The 15844-nt window shown below is 64.6% G+C and carries 14 protein-coding genes; 4 read left to right on the top strand and 10 right to left on the bottom strand.

The window, feature by feature from the left end; genetic code table 11:
• Window positions 1-447 precede the first annotated feature (447 nt).
• A complete protein-coding gene (locus QJT82_RS40090) occupies window positions 448-1452 on the bottom strand; it encodes a D-glycerate dehydrogenase (RefSeq protein WP_028343924.1) in 1005 nt (334 codons plus the stop codon).
• A gap of 347 nt (window positions 1453-1799) precedes the next feature.
• Between QJT82_RS40090 and QJT82_RS40095 the strand changes: the two genes are divergently transcribed.
• On the top strand, window positions 1800-2327 hold the full coding sequence (locus tag QJT82_RS40095) for an SH3 domain-containing protein (protein WP_028343923.1): 528 nt from the start codon (window positions 1800-1802) through the stop codon (window positions 2325-2327).
• 98 nt (window positions 2328-2425) lie between these two features.
• Here QJT82_RS40095 and irrA read toward each other — a convergent pair whose 3' ends face one another.
• Window positions 2426-2917 (bottom strand): iron response transcriptional regulator IrrA, encoded by a 492-nt coding sequence (gene irrA, locus QJT82_RS40100; protein ID WP_026192029.1) that lies wholly within the window; start codon window positions 2915-2917, stop codon window positions 2426-2428.
• A gap of 328 nt (window positions 2918-3245) precedes the next feature.
• Here irrA and fabA point away from each other — a divergent pair, with 328 nt between their 5' ends.
• The 3 genes from fabA (at window position 3246) to fabV (ending at window position 6285) form a co-directional block, all read left to right on the top strand.
• Window positions 3246-3767, top strand: coding sequence for a 3-hydroxyacyl-[acyl-carrier-protein] dehydratase FabA (fabA, locus tag QJT82_RS40105; protein WP_028343922.1), 522 nt, complete (start codon window positions 3246-3248; stop codon window positions 3765-3767).
• Window positions 3768-3810: 43 nt separating this feature from the next.
• Window positions 3811-5034, top strand: a complete 1224-nt coding sequence (gene fabB / locus QJT82_RS40110; RefSeq protein WP_028343921.1) for a beta-ketoacyl-ACP synthase I — start codon at window positions 3811-3813, stop codon at window positions 5032-5034.
• 78 nt (window positions 5035-5112) lie between these two features.
• On the top strand, window positions 5113-6285 hold the full coding sequence (gene fabV, locus QJT82_RS40115) for an enoyl-ACP reductase FabV (protein WP_028343920.1): 1173 nt from the start codon (window positions 5113-5115) through the stop codon (window positions 6283-6285).
• A gap of 268 nt (window positions 6286-6553) precedes the next feature.
• Here the strand turns inward: fabV and QJT82_RS40120 are convergent, their stop codons facing one another.
• From QJT82_RS40120 to infB, 8 genes are all read right to left on the bottom strand, one after another.
• On the bottom strand, window positions 6554-7150 hold the full coding sequence (locus QJT82_RS40120; RefSeq protein ID WP_028343919.1) for a glutathione S-transferase family protein: 597 nt from the start codon (window positions 7148-7150) through the stop codon (window positions 6554-6556).
• Window positions 7147-7623, bottom strand: a complete 477-nt coding sequence (locus QJT82_RS40125) for a GNAT family N-acetyltransferase (RefSeq protein ID WP_028343918.1) — start codon at window positions 7621-7623, stop codon at window positions 7147-7149. Before QJT82_RS40125 ends, QJT82_RS40120 begins: the two co-directional genes overlap by 4 nt.
• A 127-nt stretch (window positions 7624-7750) precedes the next feature.
• Complete coding sequence (locus QJT82_RS40130) at window positions 7751-8485, bottom strand: superoxide dismutase (protein WP_028343917.1); 735 nt, start codon at window positions 8483-8485, stop codon at window positions 7751-7753.
• Window positions 8486-8689: 204 nt separating this feature from the next.
• Window positions 8690-10846 (bottom strand): polyribonucleotide nucleotidyltransferase, encoded by a 2157-nt coding sequence (pnp, locus tag QJT82_RS40135; protein ID WP_028343916.1) that lies wholly within the window; start codon window positions 10844-10846, stop codon window positions 8690-8692.
• 314 nt (window positions 10847-11160) lie between these two features.
• Window positions 11161-11430, bottom strand: a complete 270-nt coding sequence (gene rpsO, locus QJT82_RS40140; RefSeq protein ID WP_016844725.1) for a 30S ribosomal protein S15 — start codon at window positions 11428-11430, stop codon at window positions 11161-11163.
• A gap of 2 nt (window positions 11431-11432) precedes the next feature.
• Window positions 11433-12542 carry a tRNA pseudouridine(55) synthase TruB gene (truB, locus tag QJT82_RS40145; protein ID WP_028343914.1) on the bottom strand — a complete coding sequence of 370 codons (1110 nt, stop codon included), beginning with the start codon at window positions 12540-12542 and terminating at the stop codon, window positions 11433-11435.
• Entirely contained in the window at window positions 12542-12952 is a 411-nt protein-coding gene (gene rbfA / locus QJT82_RS40150) for a 30S ribosome-binding factor RbfA (protein ID WP_028343913.1), read from the bottom strand. Before rbfA ends, truB begins: the two co-directional genes overlap by 1 nt.
• Before the next feature lie 157 nt (window positions 12953-13109).
• On the bottom strand, window positions 13110-15818 hold the full coding sequence (gene infB / locus QJT82_RS40155; RefSeq protein WP_028343912.1) for a translation initiation factor IF-2: 2709 nt from the start codon (window positions 15816-15818) through the stop codon (window positions 13110-13112).
• Between the last annotated feature and the right edge of the window lie 26 nt (window positions 15819-15844).

Consider the following 15844-nt stretch of genomic DNA (forward strand, 5'->3'; position numbering starts at 1 on the left):
CGCCAAGGACCCAACGGCTTCCCGCCCACCCTCATCCTGACAGACTTCCAAGACACAGGGACCCATAACCACAGCTCTCACGATTGCGAAGGCTGGAGCTCCAGCTCAGTCCAACCATGAACATCGGTGGTTATGGGTCCCTGCATGCGCAGGGACGACACCGAATGCGTGATCGCAGCATGCGCCTTGCCGGCCGCACCGGCTACTTTGCATGGGGTTGTTTTCGATATTTTGGCAGCTCGCCTCTCATCCGGGCCGCAAATCTCTCTTCCCCTTCCCCCTGAAAGGGGGAAGGTCGGGATGGGGGTCAGCCACACGCACCGTCGCTCGTGGAGAGAGATGATCCCCACCCGCTTTGCTCTTCGAGCAAAGCGACCTCCCCTTTTCAAGGGGAGGTTGGAGCTGCGTGGCGGAGATGGAGCGCGGCGTAATCCCGGCTGCGAGCACTTACAGCATGCTCGGCAGCACGCGATCCGGCGGCTTGTGGGCGTCAAGGAAGGTTCGGATGTTGATGATCACCTTCTCGCCCATCTCGACGCGGCCTTCGATGGTGGCCGAACCCATATGCGGCAGCAGCGTCACCTTGCCGGCCCTGGCGAGCCGCACCAGCTTGGGGTTCACCGCGGGCTCGTGCTCATAGACGTCGAGAGCTGCGCCGCCGATCTCGCCGGCTTCGATCAGCTTGATCAGCGTGTCCTCGTCGATCACCTCGCCGCGCGCGGTGTTGACGACATAGGCCTCTTTGCGGATCAGCTTGAGCCGCCGCGCCGAGAGCAGATGATAGGTCGCCGGCGTGTGCGGGCAGTTCACCGAGATGATGTCCATCCGCGCCAGCATCTGGTCGAGGCTTTCCCAATAGGTCGCCCCGAGCTCTTCGGCGATGACCGGCGCCACCGGGCGGCGGTTGTGATAATGGATCTGCAGGCCGAAGGCGCGGGCACGGCGCGCCACGGCCTGGCCGATGCGGCCCATGCCGACGATGCCGAGCCTCTTTCCACCGATGCGGTGGCCGAGCATCCAGGTCGGCGACCAGCCCGCCCAGTGCTGCTTGCCTTCGGTCAGGATCGAGGCGCCCTCGATCATGCGCCGCGGCACCGCAAGGATCAGCGCCATGGTCATGTCGGCGGTGTCCTCGGTCAGCACCTTCGGGGTGTTGGTCACCGTGATGCCGCGCGCATGCGCCGCGGCGACGTCGATATTGTCGACGCCGTTGCCGAAATTGGCGATCATCTTCAGCTTGCAGTCGGGCTGATTGATCACGTCCTCGCGGATCATGTCGGTCACGGTCGGCACCAGCACGTCGGCGGTTCGTGCCGCCTCGGCGATCTGCTCCGGCGTCATCGGCGTGTCGTCGAGATTCAATCTGGCGTCGAACAGCTCGCGCATCCGGGTCTCGATCGAGTCCGGCAGCTTGCGGGTGACGACGACGAGAGGCTTTTTCTTCACCGACATGTCCTGCTTTCATGGGGCGCGCGGCTTGCCAAAAAACAAACCGTTCAGGCCTCATTAACCCGGTTGTTCGACACTGCTGATAGCCGTGCTGTCCCGGCGTTTCCTTCGCGTTTCCTAGGGTTCCCCGATACTTGCCCCGGCTTTTCGCCAAGGCGAAACGACGGGAAATTCGGGTGTTCTGGCTCTCAGGCGTTCCGTCCTCTCTAGCAGAAGGCCGGGCCAAGACAAGAACCCCCGGACTTGCAGTGCGGAAGCGAATGGGCGCAGCCGCAGGGGGCCTTCGGGCGTGGTTGGGGTTGCAGTGCGCCGAATGCGGGTTGGGCATCTCGGCAGGAGACGAGTTGATGGTGGCGTTCTGGCGTTTCAGTTCATTGGTGGCGCTGGTCGGAAGCATGCTGAGTGCGTCGGTCATGCCCGGACATTCCGCCAAGGATTTGAGCCCCACCACCAGCGGCCTGCCGATCCCGCGCTATGTCAGCCTGAAGTCGGACCATGTGAACGTCCGGGCCGGCCCGACCAAGGACAATGACGTCGCCTGGGTCTATACGCGGTCGGGGCTGCCGGTCGAAATCACCGCCGAGTTCGAGAACTGGCGCCGGGTGCGCGATTCCGAGGGCGCCGAAGGCTGGGTCTATCATTCCCTGCTGTCCGGCCGCCGCACCGCCGTCGTCACCATGAAGAACAAGGACGATCTGGCCTCGCTGTACGATCGCCCCGACGCCACCAGCGCCGTCGCGGCGCGCCTGCAGGCCGGCGTCGTCGCGCAGGTGAAGAAATGCGCCAACAACTGGTGCCGGGTCACCGGCAACGGGTTCGACGGCTGGATCGAGCAGCAGCGCCTCTGGGGCGTCTACGCCGACGAAAAGGTGGACTGAGCTTCCTCGTCCCCAAATGAAACTGAGCTTCCTCGTCCCCAAATGAAAATGGCCGGGACGAGCCCGGCCATCACAACTCAAATCGACGGTGAGACCGTTCAGCGCTTCTTGCGCAGCCGCACGACCATGTCGACGCGGGAGATCTCGTAGCCTTCGGGCACGTCGGGCATTTTCGACAGCACCAGGTTCGGGTCGGGAATGTCGACCAGCTCGTGGTTGTGCTCGAGATAGAAGTGGTGATGCGTCGACACGTTGGTGTCGAAATAGGTTTTCGTGCCGTCGACGCTGACCTGGCGCAGCAGGCCGGCATCGGTCAGCTGGTTCAGGGTGTTGTAGACGGTCGCCAGCGACACCGGAACCTTGGCCAGCGTGGCTTCCTCGTACAGCATTTCAGCGGTCAGGTGGCGGGCACCCTTACCGAACAGCAGCCAGCCCAGCGCCATGCGCTGGCGGGTCGGCCGCAGACCGGCAGACTGCAACATTTCGTTGACGTCATGCCACGGACAGCCGGTCAGGGCAGGGTGGTGCCCAGCGCCCCGGGCAGCCGGGTGCACGGCATCATCGTTCACAGCCGGTACTTCCTCGTTCATATCCACTCTATGCACCCAACTCAGGCAATATTCCTCATAAATATAAAAAGGATGCCTATCAGATGCAAGTTTTTCGCAACTAGAACGAATCCAAGCTGCGGTAGAAACCTAAGGAGAAGCGGTCATTTATCATCGGAATGCCGCTTTGCCGCCCAGTTAGCCGTATGTTAGAGAGCGCGCGGACCACATATGCGCTTTCGGCAGAGATAACAGGCCGTAGCGTACCCAGGTAGCGCCAAGATGCGGGACGGGTTATTCCGGTTCCCGTGGGTAGATCAACGTCCGACCAAGCAAAGCGCTTCATCGGGACATCAGAGGTGGAAAGAGGATGCTGGATCGGCGCGGCGGTTACGAATACGAGGATTTGCTGGCTTGCGGGCGGGGCGAGCTTTTCGGTCCCGGCAACGCCCAGTTGCCGCTGCCGCCGATGCTGATGTTCGATCGCATCAGCGAGATTTCGCAAACCGGCGGCGAATACGGCAAGGGGCTGGTGCGCGCCGAACTCGAAGTGAAGCCGGATCTCTGGTTCTTCGGCTGTCATTTCAAGAACGATCCGGTGATGCCGGGCTGCCTCGGCCTCGATGCCATGTGGCAAATGGTCGGCTTTTACCTTGGCTGGATCGGTGGCGAAGGTCGTGGCCGCGCGCTCGGCCTCGGCGAGCTGAAGTTCTCCGGACAGGTGCTGCCGCACGCGCGCAAGGTTGTGTACAACATCGATATCAAGCGCGTGATGCGGTCAAAGCTCGTGCTTGGAATTGCCGATGGGTGGCTTTCCATGGACGACGAGATTATCTATCGCGCCAAGGACTTGAAGGTCGGTTTGTTCAAGCAGGGCACGGCGCCATCCTGAGCAGGATCATCATGCGGCAACATAAAGGCAGGGCGAGGCGAACATGAGGCGGGTTGTCATCACGGGGATGGGTATTGTCTCGTCCATCGGTAACAACACCCAGGAAGTGCTTGCGAGCCTCTACGAGGCGAAGTCGGGCATTTCGCGCGCGGAGAAGGCCGCCGAACTCGGCTTCCGTTCGCAGGTGCACGGTGCGCCGACACTCAATCCTGCCGAGGTGATCGATCGCCGCGCGATGCGGTTCCTTGCCGAAGGTGCGGCGTGGAATCACGTTGCGATGGAACAGGCGATCCGCGACTCCGGCCTCGAGGAGAATGAAGTCTCCAACATCCGCACCGGCATCATCATGGGATCCGGTGGTCCGTCGACGCGCACGCTGGTGGAGGCCGCCGACATCGCGCGCGCCAAGGGCCCGAAGCGCGTCGGTCCGTTCGCGGTGCCGAAGGGCATGTCCTCGACCGCGTCGGCGACGCTCGCGACCTGGTTCAAGATCAAGGGCGTGAACTATTCGATCTCGTCGGCCTGCGCGACGTCGAACCACTGCATCGGCAACGCCTATGAGACGATCCAGATCGGCAAACAGGATATCATCTTCGCCGGCGGCTGCGAGGAGCTCGACTGGACGCTGTCGGTGCTGTTCGACGCCATGGGCGCGATGTCCTCGAAATACAACGACACACCGGCCACCGCCTCGCGTCCCTACGACCTCAACCGCGACGGCTTCGTCATCGCGGGCGGCGCGGGTGTCGTGGTGCTGGAAGAGCTCGAGCATGCCAAGGCGCGCGGCGCCAGGATCTATGCCGAGGTCGTCGGCTACGGCGCGACCTCCGACGGCTACGACATGGTGGCGCCGTCGGGCGAGGGCGCCGAGCGCTGCATGCGCATGGCGATGTCGACGGTGAACACGCCGGTCGATTACATCAATCCGCATGCCACTTCGACGCCCGCCGGCGATCCGCCGGAGATCGAGGCGATCCGCAAGGTGTTCGGCACCGGCGACAAGTGCCCGCCGATCTCGGCGACCAAGGCGCTGACCGGCCACTCGCTCGGCGCCACCGGCGTGCAGGAAGCGATCTATTCGCTGCTGATGCTGAACAACGGCTTCATCTGCGAGAGCGCACATATCACCGAACTCGATCCGGTGTTTGCCGACATGCCGATCGTGCGCAAGCGCATCGACAACGTCAAGCTCAACACCGTGCTGTCGAACTCGTTCGGCTTCGGCGGCACCAACGCCACGCTGGTGTTCAGGCGGCTTGACGCGTGATTTCGCCTCTCCTCGCTTGCTGAGGGAGGTCCGCGGGCAGCGAATGGGAACAGTGCAACGATCCGGAATGGGGTGGGAATGATTATTGAACCGCGCGTGCGAGGCTTCATCTGCACGACGGCACATCCCGTCGGCTGCGCCACGAATGTCCGCGAACAGATCGCCTATGTTCTGAAGCAGGGCCCGGTCGCCGACTGCCCGAAGCGGGTTGCCGTGCTGGGCTGCTCGACGGGGTATGGCCTCGCGAGCCGCATCGTCGCGACCTTCGCCGGCGGCGCTGACACCATCGGAGTGTCGCTGGAGCGCGAGCCGTCGGAAAAGAGAAGCGCCAGCGCCGGCTGGTACAACAACCGTGCCTTCGAGATCGAAGCCCAGAAGATCGGACGCTCGCCGCTCACGCTCGAAGGCGACGCCTTCTCCGACGAGCTGAAGGCGACCTTCATCGAGCGGGTGCGCGAGAAATTCGGACAGCTCGACCTGCTGGTCTACAGCATGGCGGCGCCGGTCCGGACTGATCCCGACACTGGCAAGACCTATCGTTCGGTGATCAAGCCGCTGGGCGCCCCGGTCGAGATCAAGACGCTCGACACCGAGACCGGTGAGGTGTTCCAGACGACGCTCGAGCCGGCGAGCGAGGAGCAAACCGCGGCGACCGTCGCGGTGATGGGCGGCGACGACTGGAAGCGCTGGATCGATCAACTCGCGGATGCCGGCGTTTTGGCGCCGGGCTTCCAGACGCTCAACTACACCTATATCGGCAGCGAGCTGACCTGGCCGATCTACTGGAACGGCACGCTCGGCCGCGCCAAGGTCGATCTCGACAGCAAGGCAGAAGCGATCCGCGGCCGGCTCGGACCTGACGCGGCGCGCGTCGTCGCGCTGAAGGCCGTCGTCACCCAGGCGAGCTCGGCGATACCGGTGGTGCCGCTCTATGGCACGGTGCTGTTCAAGGTCATGAAGCAGCTCGCTCTGCACGAAGGCTGCATCGAGCAGATCGACCGCCTGTTCCGGACGAAGCTCGGTAAGGGCGTCGCGCTCGATGACGCGCAGCGCGTCAGGGTCGACGACTGGGAGCTTTCGCCCGAGGTGCAGACGGAAGTGTCGCGGCGCTGGCCGCTGCTCACCACCGAGACGCTCGGCGAGCTGGCCGATCTCGGCGAGTACAAGAGCCAGTTCCTGCGCCTGTTCGGCTTCGGCATCGACGGCGTCGACTACACGCAGGACGTCGATCCCCGCGTCGTGCCGGGTTAAGCCGCTCGGGAAAACCGCGCGAGCGGTTACAGACCGGTCTTCTCCTTCCCCCTGAAAGGGGGAAGGTCGGGATGGGGGTCAGCCGCAGGCGATGCTGATAGCGGAGAGAGTTGATCCCCACCCGCTTTGCTCTGGCGAGCAAAGCGACCTCCCCTTTTCAAGGGGAGGTTAGTAGCCCGGATGAAGCGAAGCGCAATCCGGGGCTTCCTCCGCTGAGGGACTTTCCCGGATTTCGCTTCGCTCCATCCGGGCTACGGCGCTACATGCCTCACCCCGCCGCGATCTTCTCTGCGCGCTGGAATGCGGGCCGGGCCACGCAGCGGTCGATATAGGCCACGAACGACGGCCGCGGCGGCACCATCTTGAACACGCGCACCGCAAAGTTCAGTCCCGCGCCGATCGCGATGTCGGCGGCGGAGAATTGATCGCCGAGGATCCATGGCGCCTTCTGCAGCTCGGCGTCGAGCACGTCGAACACCTGCGCGGCGCTGCCCCATGCCGCGGTGCTGGTCGGCACCTCGAGCTTGGTGAAGAGCTGGATCAGCGCCGGCTCGATGCAGCTCGGCGAGAAGAACAGCCACTGCAGATAGCGCGCCCGCTTCGGGTCCGTCGCTGCCGGTGCGAGTTTGGTCTCGGGATAGCGGTCGGCGATATAGGCGCAGATCGCGGCGGCCTCGGCGAGCTGCGCGTCGCCGTCGGTCAACGCCGGCACCTTGCCCATCGGGTTGATCTTGAGAAACTCCGGTGATTTCTGCGCGCCGGTGCTGATGTCGGTCAGCACCCGTTCGTATGGCAGGCCGGATTCCTCCAGCAGCCAGATGGCGGAGAACGAGCGCGAGCGCGGCGACCAGTACAGCTTGATCATGGCTTAGCCTCCGATGTGCGGTTTGTTCGCTTCCACCGATAGTGCTTCATCATGAAGCCGGTGACCGGATTGGGTGCTTCCCTCTCGAACACAAAGCCTTCGCGCGCGTACCAGCGCCAGGCCTTCTCATTCTCGCGGACGCATTTCAGCCAGATCTCGTCGGGCATCTGCCGGCGTGTGAAGGCGAGCAGCTGACGTCCCAGGCTCATGCCCTGATAGGCGGGCACGACCATCAGCTGGTCGAGCAGCGAGGTCGGCAGGTGCAGCGCCAGCATGGCGGCGATGCTGCCGCGATCATCGGCGACGAACAGGCTCCAGCCACCCGCGATCTCGCGCGGCAGGCGGGCACGCAGATCGTTCAACAAACTGTCGCTGGCTCGCGAGAGCCCGGTCGAGGCCCAGCTCGCCATCCAGGCGCGCGCGATCGCGTCATGTTCGTCGGAGCGTGCGGGGCGGATGGTCGGCGGCGTCATCGTCGATCCTCACGGCGTTCGACACCGGCGGTGCGACGCTGTGGATACATAAAGGTGAAAGCCCCGCGAAGCGATCGCGGAGCTTTCGAAGGTAACGCAGTTCGTCGCGACCGGCGAGCCCGGCGGCTCACACGCCGAGCGTCCCGGCCTTCGCCGCCGCATAGCGCTCGGCCACGGCCTTCCAGTTCACCGTATTCCACCACGCCTTGAGATAATCGGGCCGGCGGTTCTGGTAGGTCAGGTAATAGGCGTGCTCCCAGACGTCGTTGCCGAGCAGCGCGCGCTTGCCGTCCATGATCGGATTGTCCTGGTTCGGCCGCGTCTCGATCGCGAGATTGCCATCCTTGGTGACGGTGACGAACACCCAGCCGGAGCCGAACACGCGCCCGCCGGCGGCGTTGAAATCGGTCTGGAATTTCTCCATGCCGCCGAGGTCGCGATCGATCGCGGCGAGCACCTCGCCGTCCGCCTTGCCGCCGTTCGGTCCCATGATCTGCCAGAACATGGTGTGGTTGGCGTGGCCGCCCATGTTGTTGCGCACGCCGGTGCGGATCGCGTCCGGCACGCTGCCGAGATTGGCGAGCACCTCGACGACCGGCTTCTCGGCGATCTGCGGATTGTCCTTCGCGAAATTGTTGAGGTTGGTGACATAGGCCTGATGATGCCGGTCGTGATGGATTTCCATCGTCTTGGCATCGATATGCGGCTCCAGCGCATTGGTGGGATAGGTCAGCGGATCGATCTTGAATGGTCCGGCCGGGGCCTGCGTCGTGGCCTGCGCGAACGCAGCGCGCGACGAGGCGGCGGCTGCAGCGATGCCGCCTGCTGCGATCATCAAATGGCGTCGGGACATCGAGGACATCGTGGTTCTCCGTGCTGGGAAAGCATCCTGATGTTAGGCCCGAGTTGTGAACGGGTTCCAACGAATCCCGATCACAATGCCGGGTCAAAACCGCGCATGCCGATCAGCGGAGATTGATTTGCGGCCGACCTCGGCAAACCAAAAAGGGCGGCCCGAGGGCCGCCCTTTTCGTAACAGTCGATTTGCCAGTCGATTGGCCTGGGCTTACTCGCCGGCAGCTTCGCGCGGCGCCGCAGCCTCGGTCTTCTGCGTGGCCTCGAGGTCCTCGCCGGTCGTCTGGTCGACGGCCTTCATCGACAGGCGGGTCTTGCCGCGATCGTCGAAGCCGAGCAGCTTGACCTTGACCTTGTCGCCTTCCTTGACGACGTCGGAGGTCTTCTGCACGCGGTTGGCCGCGAGCTGGCTGATGTGGACGAGGCCGTCCTTGGCGCCGAAGAAGTTCACGAACGCGCCGAACTCCATCACCTTGACGACGGTGCCCTCGTAGATCTGGCCGACCTCCGGATCGGAGGCGATCGACTTGATCCACTTGATCGCAGCCTTCATCGCCTCGCCATCGTTGGAGGCGACCTTCACGGTGCCGTCGTCCTCGATGTTGACCTTGGCGCCGGTCTTCTCGACGATCTCGCGGATCACCTTGCCGCCGGTGCCGATCACTTCGCGGATCTTGTCGGTGGCGATCTTGAAGGTCTCGATGCGCGGTGCGTATTCGCCGAGCTCGGCGCGCGCCGCGGTCAGCGCCTTGGCCATCTCGCCGAGGATGTGGATGCGCCCTTCCTTGGCCTGGCCAAGCGCAACCTTCATGATCTCCTCGGTGATGCCCTCGATCTTGATGTCCATCTGGAGCGAGGTGATGCCCTGGTCGGTGCCGGCGACCTTGAAGTCCATGTCGCCGAGATGATCCTCGTCACCGAGGATGTCCGACAGCACCGCGAAGCGCTGACCTTCGAGGATCAGGCCCATGGCGATACCGGCGGTCGGCCGCTTCAGCGGCACGCCGGCGTCCATCAGCGACAGCGAGGCACCGCAGACCGAAGCCATCGAGGACGAGCCGTTCGACTCGGTGATCTCGGAGACCACGCGGATCGTGTACGGGAACTCGTGGTGCGGCGGCAGCACCGGGTGGATCGCGCGCCAGGCGAGCTTGCCGTGGCCGATCTCGCGACGCTTGGTGCCGCCGAGGCGGCCGGTCTCGCCGACCGAGTAGGGCGGGAAGTTGTAGTGCAGCAGGAACGTTTCCTTGTAGGTCCCCGACAGTGCATCGATGTACTGCTCGTCCTCGCCGGTGCCGAGCGTGGTCACGACCATCGCCTGGGTTTCACCGCGGGTGAACAGCGCCGAGCCGTGGGCGCGCGGCAGCACGCCGGCTTCGGCGATGATGTTGCGCACGGTCTTGGCGTCGCGGCCGTCGATGCGCTTGCCGGTGTCGAGGATGTTCCAGCGAACGATCTTGGCTTCCAGTTCCTTGAACACGCCGGCGACGCGGAGCTTGTCGTATTTCGGCTCCTGACCTTCCGGGAAGAAGTGCGCGAGCACCTTCTCCTTGACGGCGCCGACCGCGGCATAGCGTTCCTGCTTGACCGGGATCGCGTAGGCATTGCGGAGCTCCTGCTCGGCGATGCCGAGCATCTCCTTCTCGATCTCCGAATTGTCGATCGTGGTGACTTCGCGCGGCTCCTTGGCGGCCTTCTCGGCGAGCTCGATGATCGCGTTGATGACGGGCTGGAAGTGGCGGTGGCCGAACATGACCGCGCCGAGCATCACGTCTTCGTTGAGCTCCTTGGCTTCCGATTCCACCATCAGCACGGCGTCGGCGGTGCCGGCGACGACGAGATCGAGCTGGGTCTCGGTCATCTCGTCGAGCGTCGGGTTGAGCACGTATTCGTCATTGGCAAAGCCGACGCGCGCAGCGCCGATCGGGCCCTTGAACGGCGCGCCCGACAGGGTCAGGGCGGCGGAGGCGGCGACCAGCGAGACGATGTCCGGATCGTTCTCCATGTCGTGCGACAGGACGGTGACGATCACCTGGGTCTCGTTGCGCCAGCCGTCGACGAACAGCGGACGGATCGGGCGGTCGATCAGGCGGGAGACCAGCGTCTCCTTCTCGGTCGGACGGCCTTCGCGCTTGAAATAGCCGCCGGGAATGCGGCCGGCCGCGTAGGTCTTCTCCTGGTAGTCGACCGTGAGCGGCAGGAAGTCGACGCCTTCGCGCGGTGCCTTCGCCGCGACGACGGTGGCAAGCACCACGGTCTCGCCGTAGGTCGCCATCACGGCGCCGTCGGCCTGGCGGGCGATCTTGCCGGTTTCAAGTTTGAGGGGACGTCCACCCCAGTCGATCTCGACGGAATGCGTATTGAACATTTCGGTCTTCTTTCATGGTTTCACGAAAGCATGGCGCCCTGAAACACAAAGACCATGCCAAGACGGCGAGACACTGACACGCGGTTGCGATCAGTATCCGGCGATCCTGCCATGGTCCCTGGATTTCGGATGGCGTCCATCCCTTCGGTCATCTGGGCATCTTGCCCGGTCCAGCGGCCGGATTGCTGCTGGACGCTAGTGTGCATGGCGCGACTGCCATGCTGCGCATGATCATCTTTCGACAATTCGAAAGCCCGAGTTTACGGACGACCATGCGAAAACGCGCGCGAAACGTCGCGCGCGTGCTTCTCAAATCAACGACGGATGTTGTGCTTTTCGAGCAGCGCCTTGTAGCGCGCCTCGTCCTTGCGCTTGATGTAGTCAAGCAGGGAGCGACGCGTCGACACGAGCTTCAGGAGGCCGCGGCGTGAATGGTTGTCCTTCACATGGCTCTTGAAGTGCTCGGTGAGGTTATTGATGCGTTCCGACAGGATCGCGACCTGAACCTCGGGCGAGCCGGTGTCGCCGGCTTTGTTGGCATTCGTCTTGATGACTTCCGCTTTGCGTTCGGCGGTAATCGACATCGTCAGTTACTTTCATTGTTGCGAGCCGGACCGGCAGTCAGTCCGTTCAGGTTGAACACGCGCTTGGGGATGAGTTCGCCATTGCCAATTTCGGCAAGCGCGAGAAGCCGGCCTGCCACCGTGACATAGACTGTGCCGCTGGTATTGGGCGCATCCCGTCCGCGCAACAAAACGGCCTGGCCCCTGTGGAGCCTTGCCGCATCAGCCCGTGTGACGGCCAGTGCCGGGATGTCGTCCAGCGCGGTCTCAACGGGCAAAAGCGCGTCGGCGAGGCTGCCCTCGCCAGACGCGGCTCTATTGCATAAAGCCTCCAACTGTTCCAGCGGAATCATGTCCCGTTCGGTAAACGGACCGACAAGGGTCCGCCTCAGGGCGCAGATATGGCCGAAACAGCCCAGAATCCGGCCCATATCGCGGGCCAGCGCCCGGACATAGGTTCCCTTGCCGCACTCGGCCTCGAACACGGACTGGCTGTTATCTCCATGTTCCACAAGGGTTAATTCGTGGATCTCGACCGGGCGGGGCTTCAGTTCCACGGTCTCGCCGTCGCGCGCCAGGTCATAGGCGCGCTCGCCCTGCACCTTGATCGCCGAATATTGCGGCGGGATTTGCTCGATCACCCCGGTGAAGCGCGGCAAAAGTTCCCGGATCGAATCCGCGGTCGGCCGGCTCTCGCTGGTCCTGACCGGCCGCCCCTCGGTGTCGTCGGTGTCGCGCTCCTCGCCCCAGCACACCGTGAAGCGGTAGCGCTTGCGGCCGTCCATCACGAACGGCACCGTCTTGGTGGCCTCGCCCAGCGCGATCGGCAAGCCGCCGGAGGCGAGCGGATCGAGCGTGCCGGCATGGCCGGCGCGCTTGGCCTGGAACAGGCGCTTGAGCACCGCGACCGCCTGCGTCGAGGTCATGCCGATCGGCTTGTCGAGCACCACCCAGCCGTGGACGTCGCGCTTGTCGCGGCGCGGCTGCTGGTTCTGCCTGCCCTGCTTCTGGCGCGGGTCGTTGTTGGTGCGGCGCGCATCGTCGGTGCGCTGGCCGGCAAAAGCATCCCGCTCAGCGTCGCGCGCGTCGGCATCCTTCGCGTCGATAACGCCGTTGGTCGTCATCACAGTCATCACTCGTCGTCCGAATCGGGTGCAAGGTCTCGCTGCACCGCAGGTGTCCGCAGTAGTTTCTCGATGCGCTCCGCCTCGTCGAACCGCTCGTCGACGCGGAAGCGAATGTCGGGTGCAAATTTCAGGTTGACGCGATGCGCGATCTCGCCGCGAAGGAACTTCTTGTTGCGCTCGAGCGCTGATATCACCGTGTCGGTGTCGCGGCCGCCGAGCGGCATCACATAGATCGTCGCGAGCTTCAGGTCCGGCGACATACGCACCTCGGGAACGGTGATGATGTGGCCTTCCAGATCGGGATCGTGGACCTCACCCTGTGACAGAATCTCGGCAACTGCATGGCGAACCGTTTCGCCGACGCGCAGCTGACGTTGCGATCCGCCGGGGCTGGAACTCTTCTTTTGACGGGGCATGACCTTCTTCCAAAACCGTCACGCCCGCAGGCCTTGGCCGCGGGCATCAATGTCTAGCTTTGCTTTCAATCAGACAATGCGCTGGTGGCCGGACCAAAGTCCGGCCGCGCAGTCGCATTTTCAGTTAAATGGACCCAACGCTTCGTAAGATTTGGACTTACAGAGAGCGCTGGATCGTCTCGATGCGGTAACACTCGATCACGTCGCCGACGCGCATGTCGCCGTAGTTCTCGAACGCCATGCCACACTCCTGGCCGGCGACCACTTCCTTCACTTCATCCTTGAAGCGCTTCAGCGTCGACAGCTTGCCTTCGTGCACCACCACGTTGTCGCGGATCAGGCGAACATTGGCGCCGCGTTCCACGGTGCCGTCGGTGACGCGGCAACCCGCGACCTTGCCGACCTTGGAAATGTTGAACACTTCCAGGATCTGCGCGTTGCCCAGCATGGTTTCGCGCAGCGTGGGCGCGAGCAGGCCGGACATCGCCTTTTTGATGTCATCCACGAGGTCGTAGATGATGTTGTAGTAGCGGATCTCGATGCCGTTGCGCTTGGCCGCGGCCGCCGCTTCCTTGTTGGCGCGGACCGAGAAGCCGATGATCGCGGCGTTGAAGCCTTCCGCCAGCGTGACGTCGGACTCCGAAATGCCGCCGACGCCGGCATGCAGGATGCGGGCGGCGACCTCGTCGGTGCCGAGCTTCTCGAGCGAGCCCAGGATCGCTTCCAGCGAGCCCTGCACGTCGGCCTTGACGATCAGCGGGAACTCCTTGCGGCCCGCGGTCTTGAGCTGCGACATCATCTGCTCGAGCGAGCCGCGCATGCCGGAAATCGAGGCAGCCGCGTTCTCGCGCTTCTGGTGCGCGCGGTAGCTCGTGACCTGGCGGGCGCGGGCTTCGTTCTCGACAACGGCGAGACGGTCGCCGGCTTCCGGCGGACCGTTGAAGCCGAGCACCTCGACCGGCACGGACGGACCGGCCTCTTCGAGATTCTCGCCCTGGTCGGAGATCAAGGCGCGGACGCGGCCCATTTCGGCGCCGGCCACGATGATGTCGCCGATGCGCAGCGTGCCGCGCTGCACCAGCACGGTCGCGACCGGACCACGGCCGCGATCGAGCTTGGCTTCGATCACGGTGCCTTCCGCCGGACGCTGCGAATTGGTCTTCAGGTCGAGGATTTCGGCCTGCAGCGCGATCATCTCGAGCAGCCGGTCGAGATTGGTCTTGTTCTTGGCCGAGACCTCGACGTCCACGACGTCGCCGCCGAGCGATTCGACCTGCACCTCGTGCTGGAGCAATTCGGTGCGCACGCGCTCGGGGCGCGCGTCGGGCTTATCGATCTTGTTGATCGCCACGATCATCGGCACCTTGGCCGCCTTGGCGTGGTTGATCGCTTCGATCGTCTGCGGCATCACGCCGTCGTCGGCCGCGACCACCAGCACGACGATGTCGGTGACCTTTGCGCCGCGGGCGCGCATCGCGGTGAACGCGGCGTGGCCGGGCGTGTCGATAAAGGTGATCTTGGTGCCGCTCTCGGGCGACAGCACCTGATAGGCGCCGATATGCTGGGTGATGCCGCCGGCTTCGCCCGACACCACGTTGGCATGGCGCAGCGCGTCGAGCAGCGAGGTCTTGCCGTGGTCGACGTGGCCCATGACGGTGACCACGGGCGAACGCGGCTCGGTGTCGGTGGAATCGTCGACGACGTCGAACAGGCCTTCTTCCACGTCGGACGCGGCGACGCGCTTGACGGTGTGGCCGAGTTCTTCGGCGATCAGCTGTGCGGTGTCGGCATCGATCACGTCGGTGATCTTGTGCATCGCGCCCTGCTTCATCAGCATGCGGATGACGTCGACCGCGCGCTCCGACATCCGGTTCGCGAGTTCCTGGATCGCGATCGCTTCCGGAATGACGACTTCGCGGATCAGCTTTTCCTTCTGCTCGTTTGCGGCGTGACCCTTCAGGCGCTGGGTACGGCGGCGGAACGAGGCGATCGAGCGCTCGCGCACGTCATCGGCGTTGAGCGCGGTGACGACGGTCAGGCGTCCGCGCTGCTTCTGCGGGCCGGGCTTGTGAGTGGTCTTCGGGGCCGCGACGGGACGCACGGCGCCGCCGGGGCGGCGCACCAGGCGCGGACCTTCGTCCTCGTCCGCCTCGGCGGCAACGGCCGGCGGCCGCCCCGGGGCAGCAGGCGTGCGCGCAGCAGGCGTCGTGGTCGTTGTCGGGCGGGCTGCGCCGGGCGCACGGGCGGCCGGAGCAGACGCAGTTCCGGCTCCGGCAGGCTTGGCGGGAGCGGCGACGGGTGCCGCACCGGGCTTGGCCTCGCCTTCGCCAAAGCGGCGCTTGGCCTCGACCTCGGCCTTGCGCTTGGCCTCTTCCTCGTGGCGATGGCGTTCCTCTTCCGCCTTGCGGCGGGCCTCGGCGGCCTCGCGCTCGGCCTTCTCGGCAGCCTCGCGGACGGCGCGGCGCTTGGCTTCCTCTTCGGCCTGGCGGCGTTCTTCGATGTCGCGCTGACGGGCGTCGGCCAGCGCGCTGGCACGCGCGGAACGCTCGTCCTCGGTCAAGGTCGGCAGCACCACGCCGGAGCGGGTGTTACGCTGTTGCTGGCCGGGAGGCGGGCCCGAGGGGCGGCCGAGCGGCGGCCTGGCGGCGGGCGCCGCCGGCTTTGCAACCACGGGTTCCGGCGCATGCGCCTCGCCGGGGCCATCGCCACCGACGCGGCGCTTGCCGCGCTTCTCGACCACGACCTGCTTGGTCCGGCCGTGGCTGAAGCTCTGGCGCACGGTGCCCGTCTCGACGCGCGGCTTCAGCGACAACGTCTTGCTCGGGACACTCAAAGTCTTGTCGCCAGGGGTCTTGGTATCAACCATTCAGCAGTCCTAATCTCGTTTCGCTG

Origin of the sequence: Bradyrhizobium sp. Mp19, from assembly GCF_029952935.1 — a bacterium.
In the GTDB taxonomy this organism is placed as follows: domain Bacteria; phylum Pseudomonadota; class Alphaproteobacteria; order Rhizobiales; family Xanthobacteraceae; genus Bradyrhizobium; species Bradyrhizobium elkanii.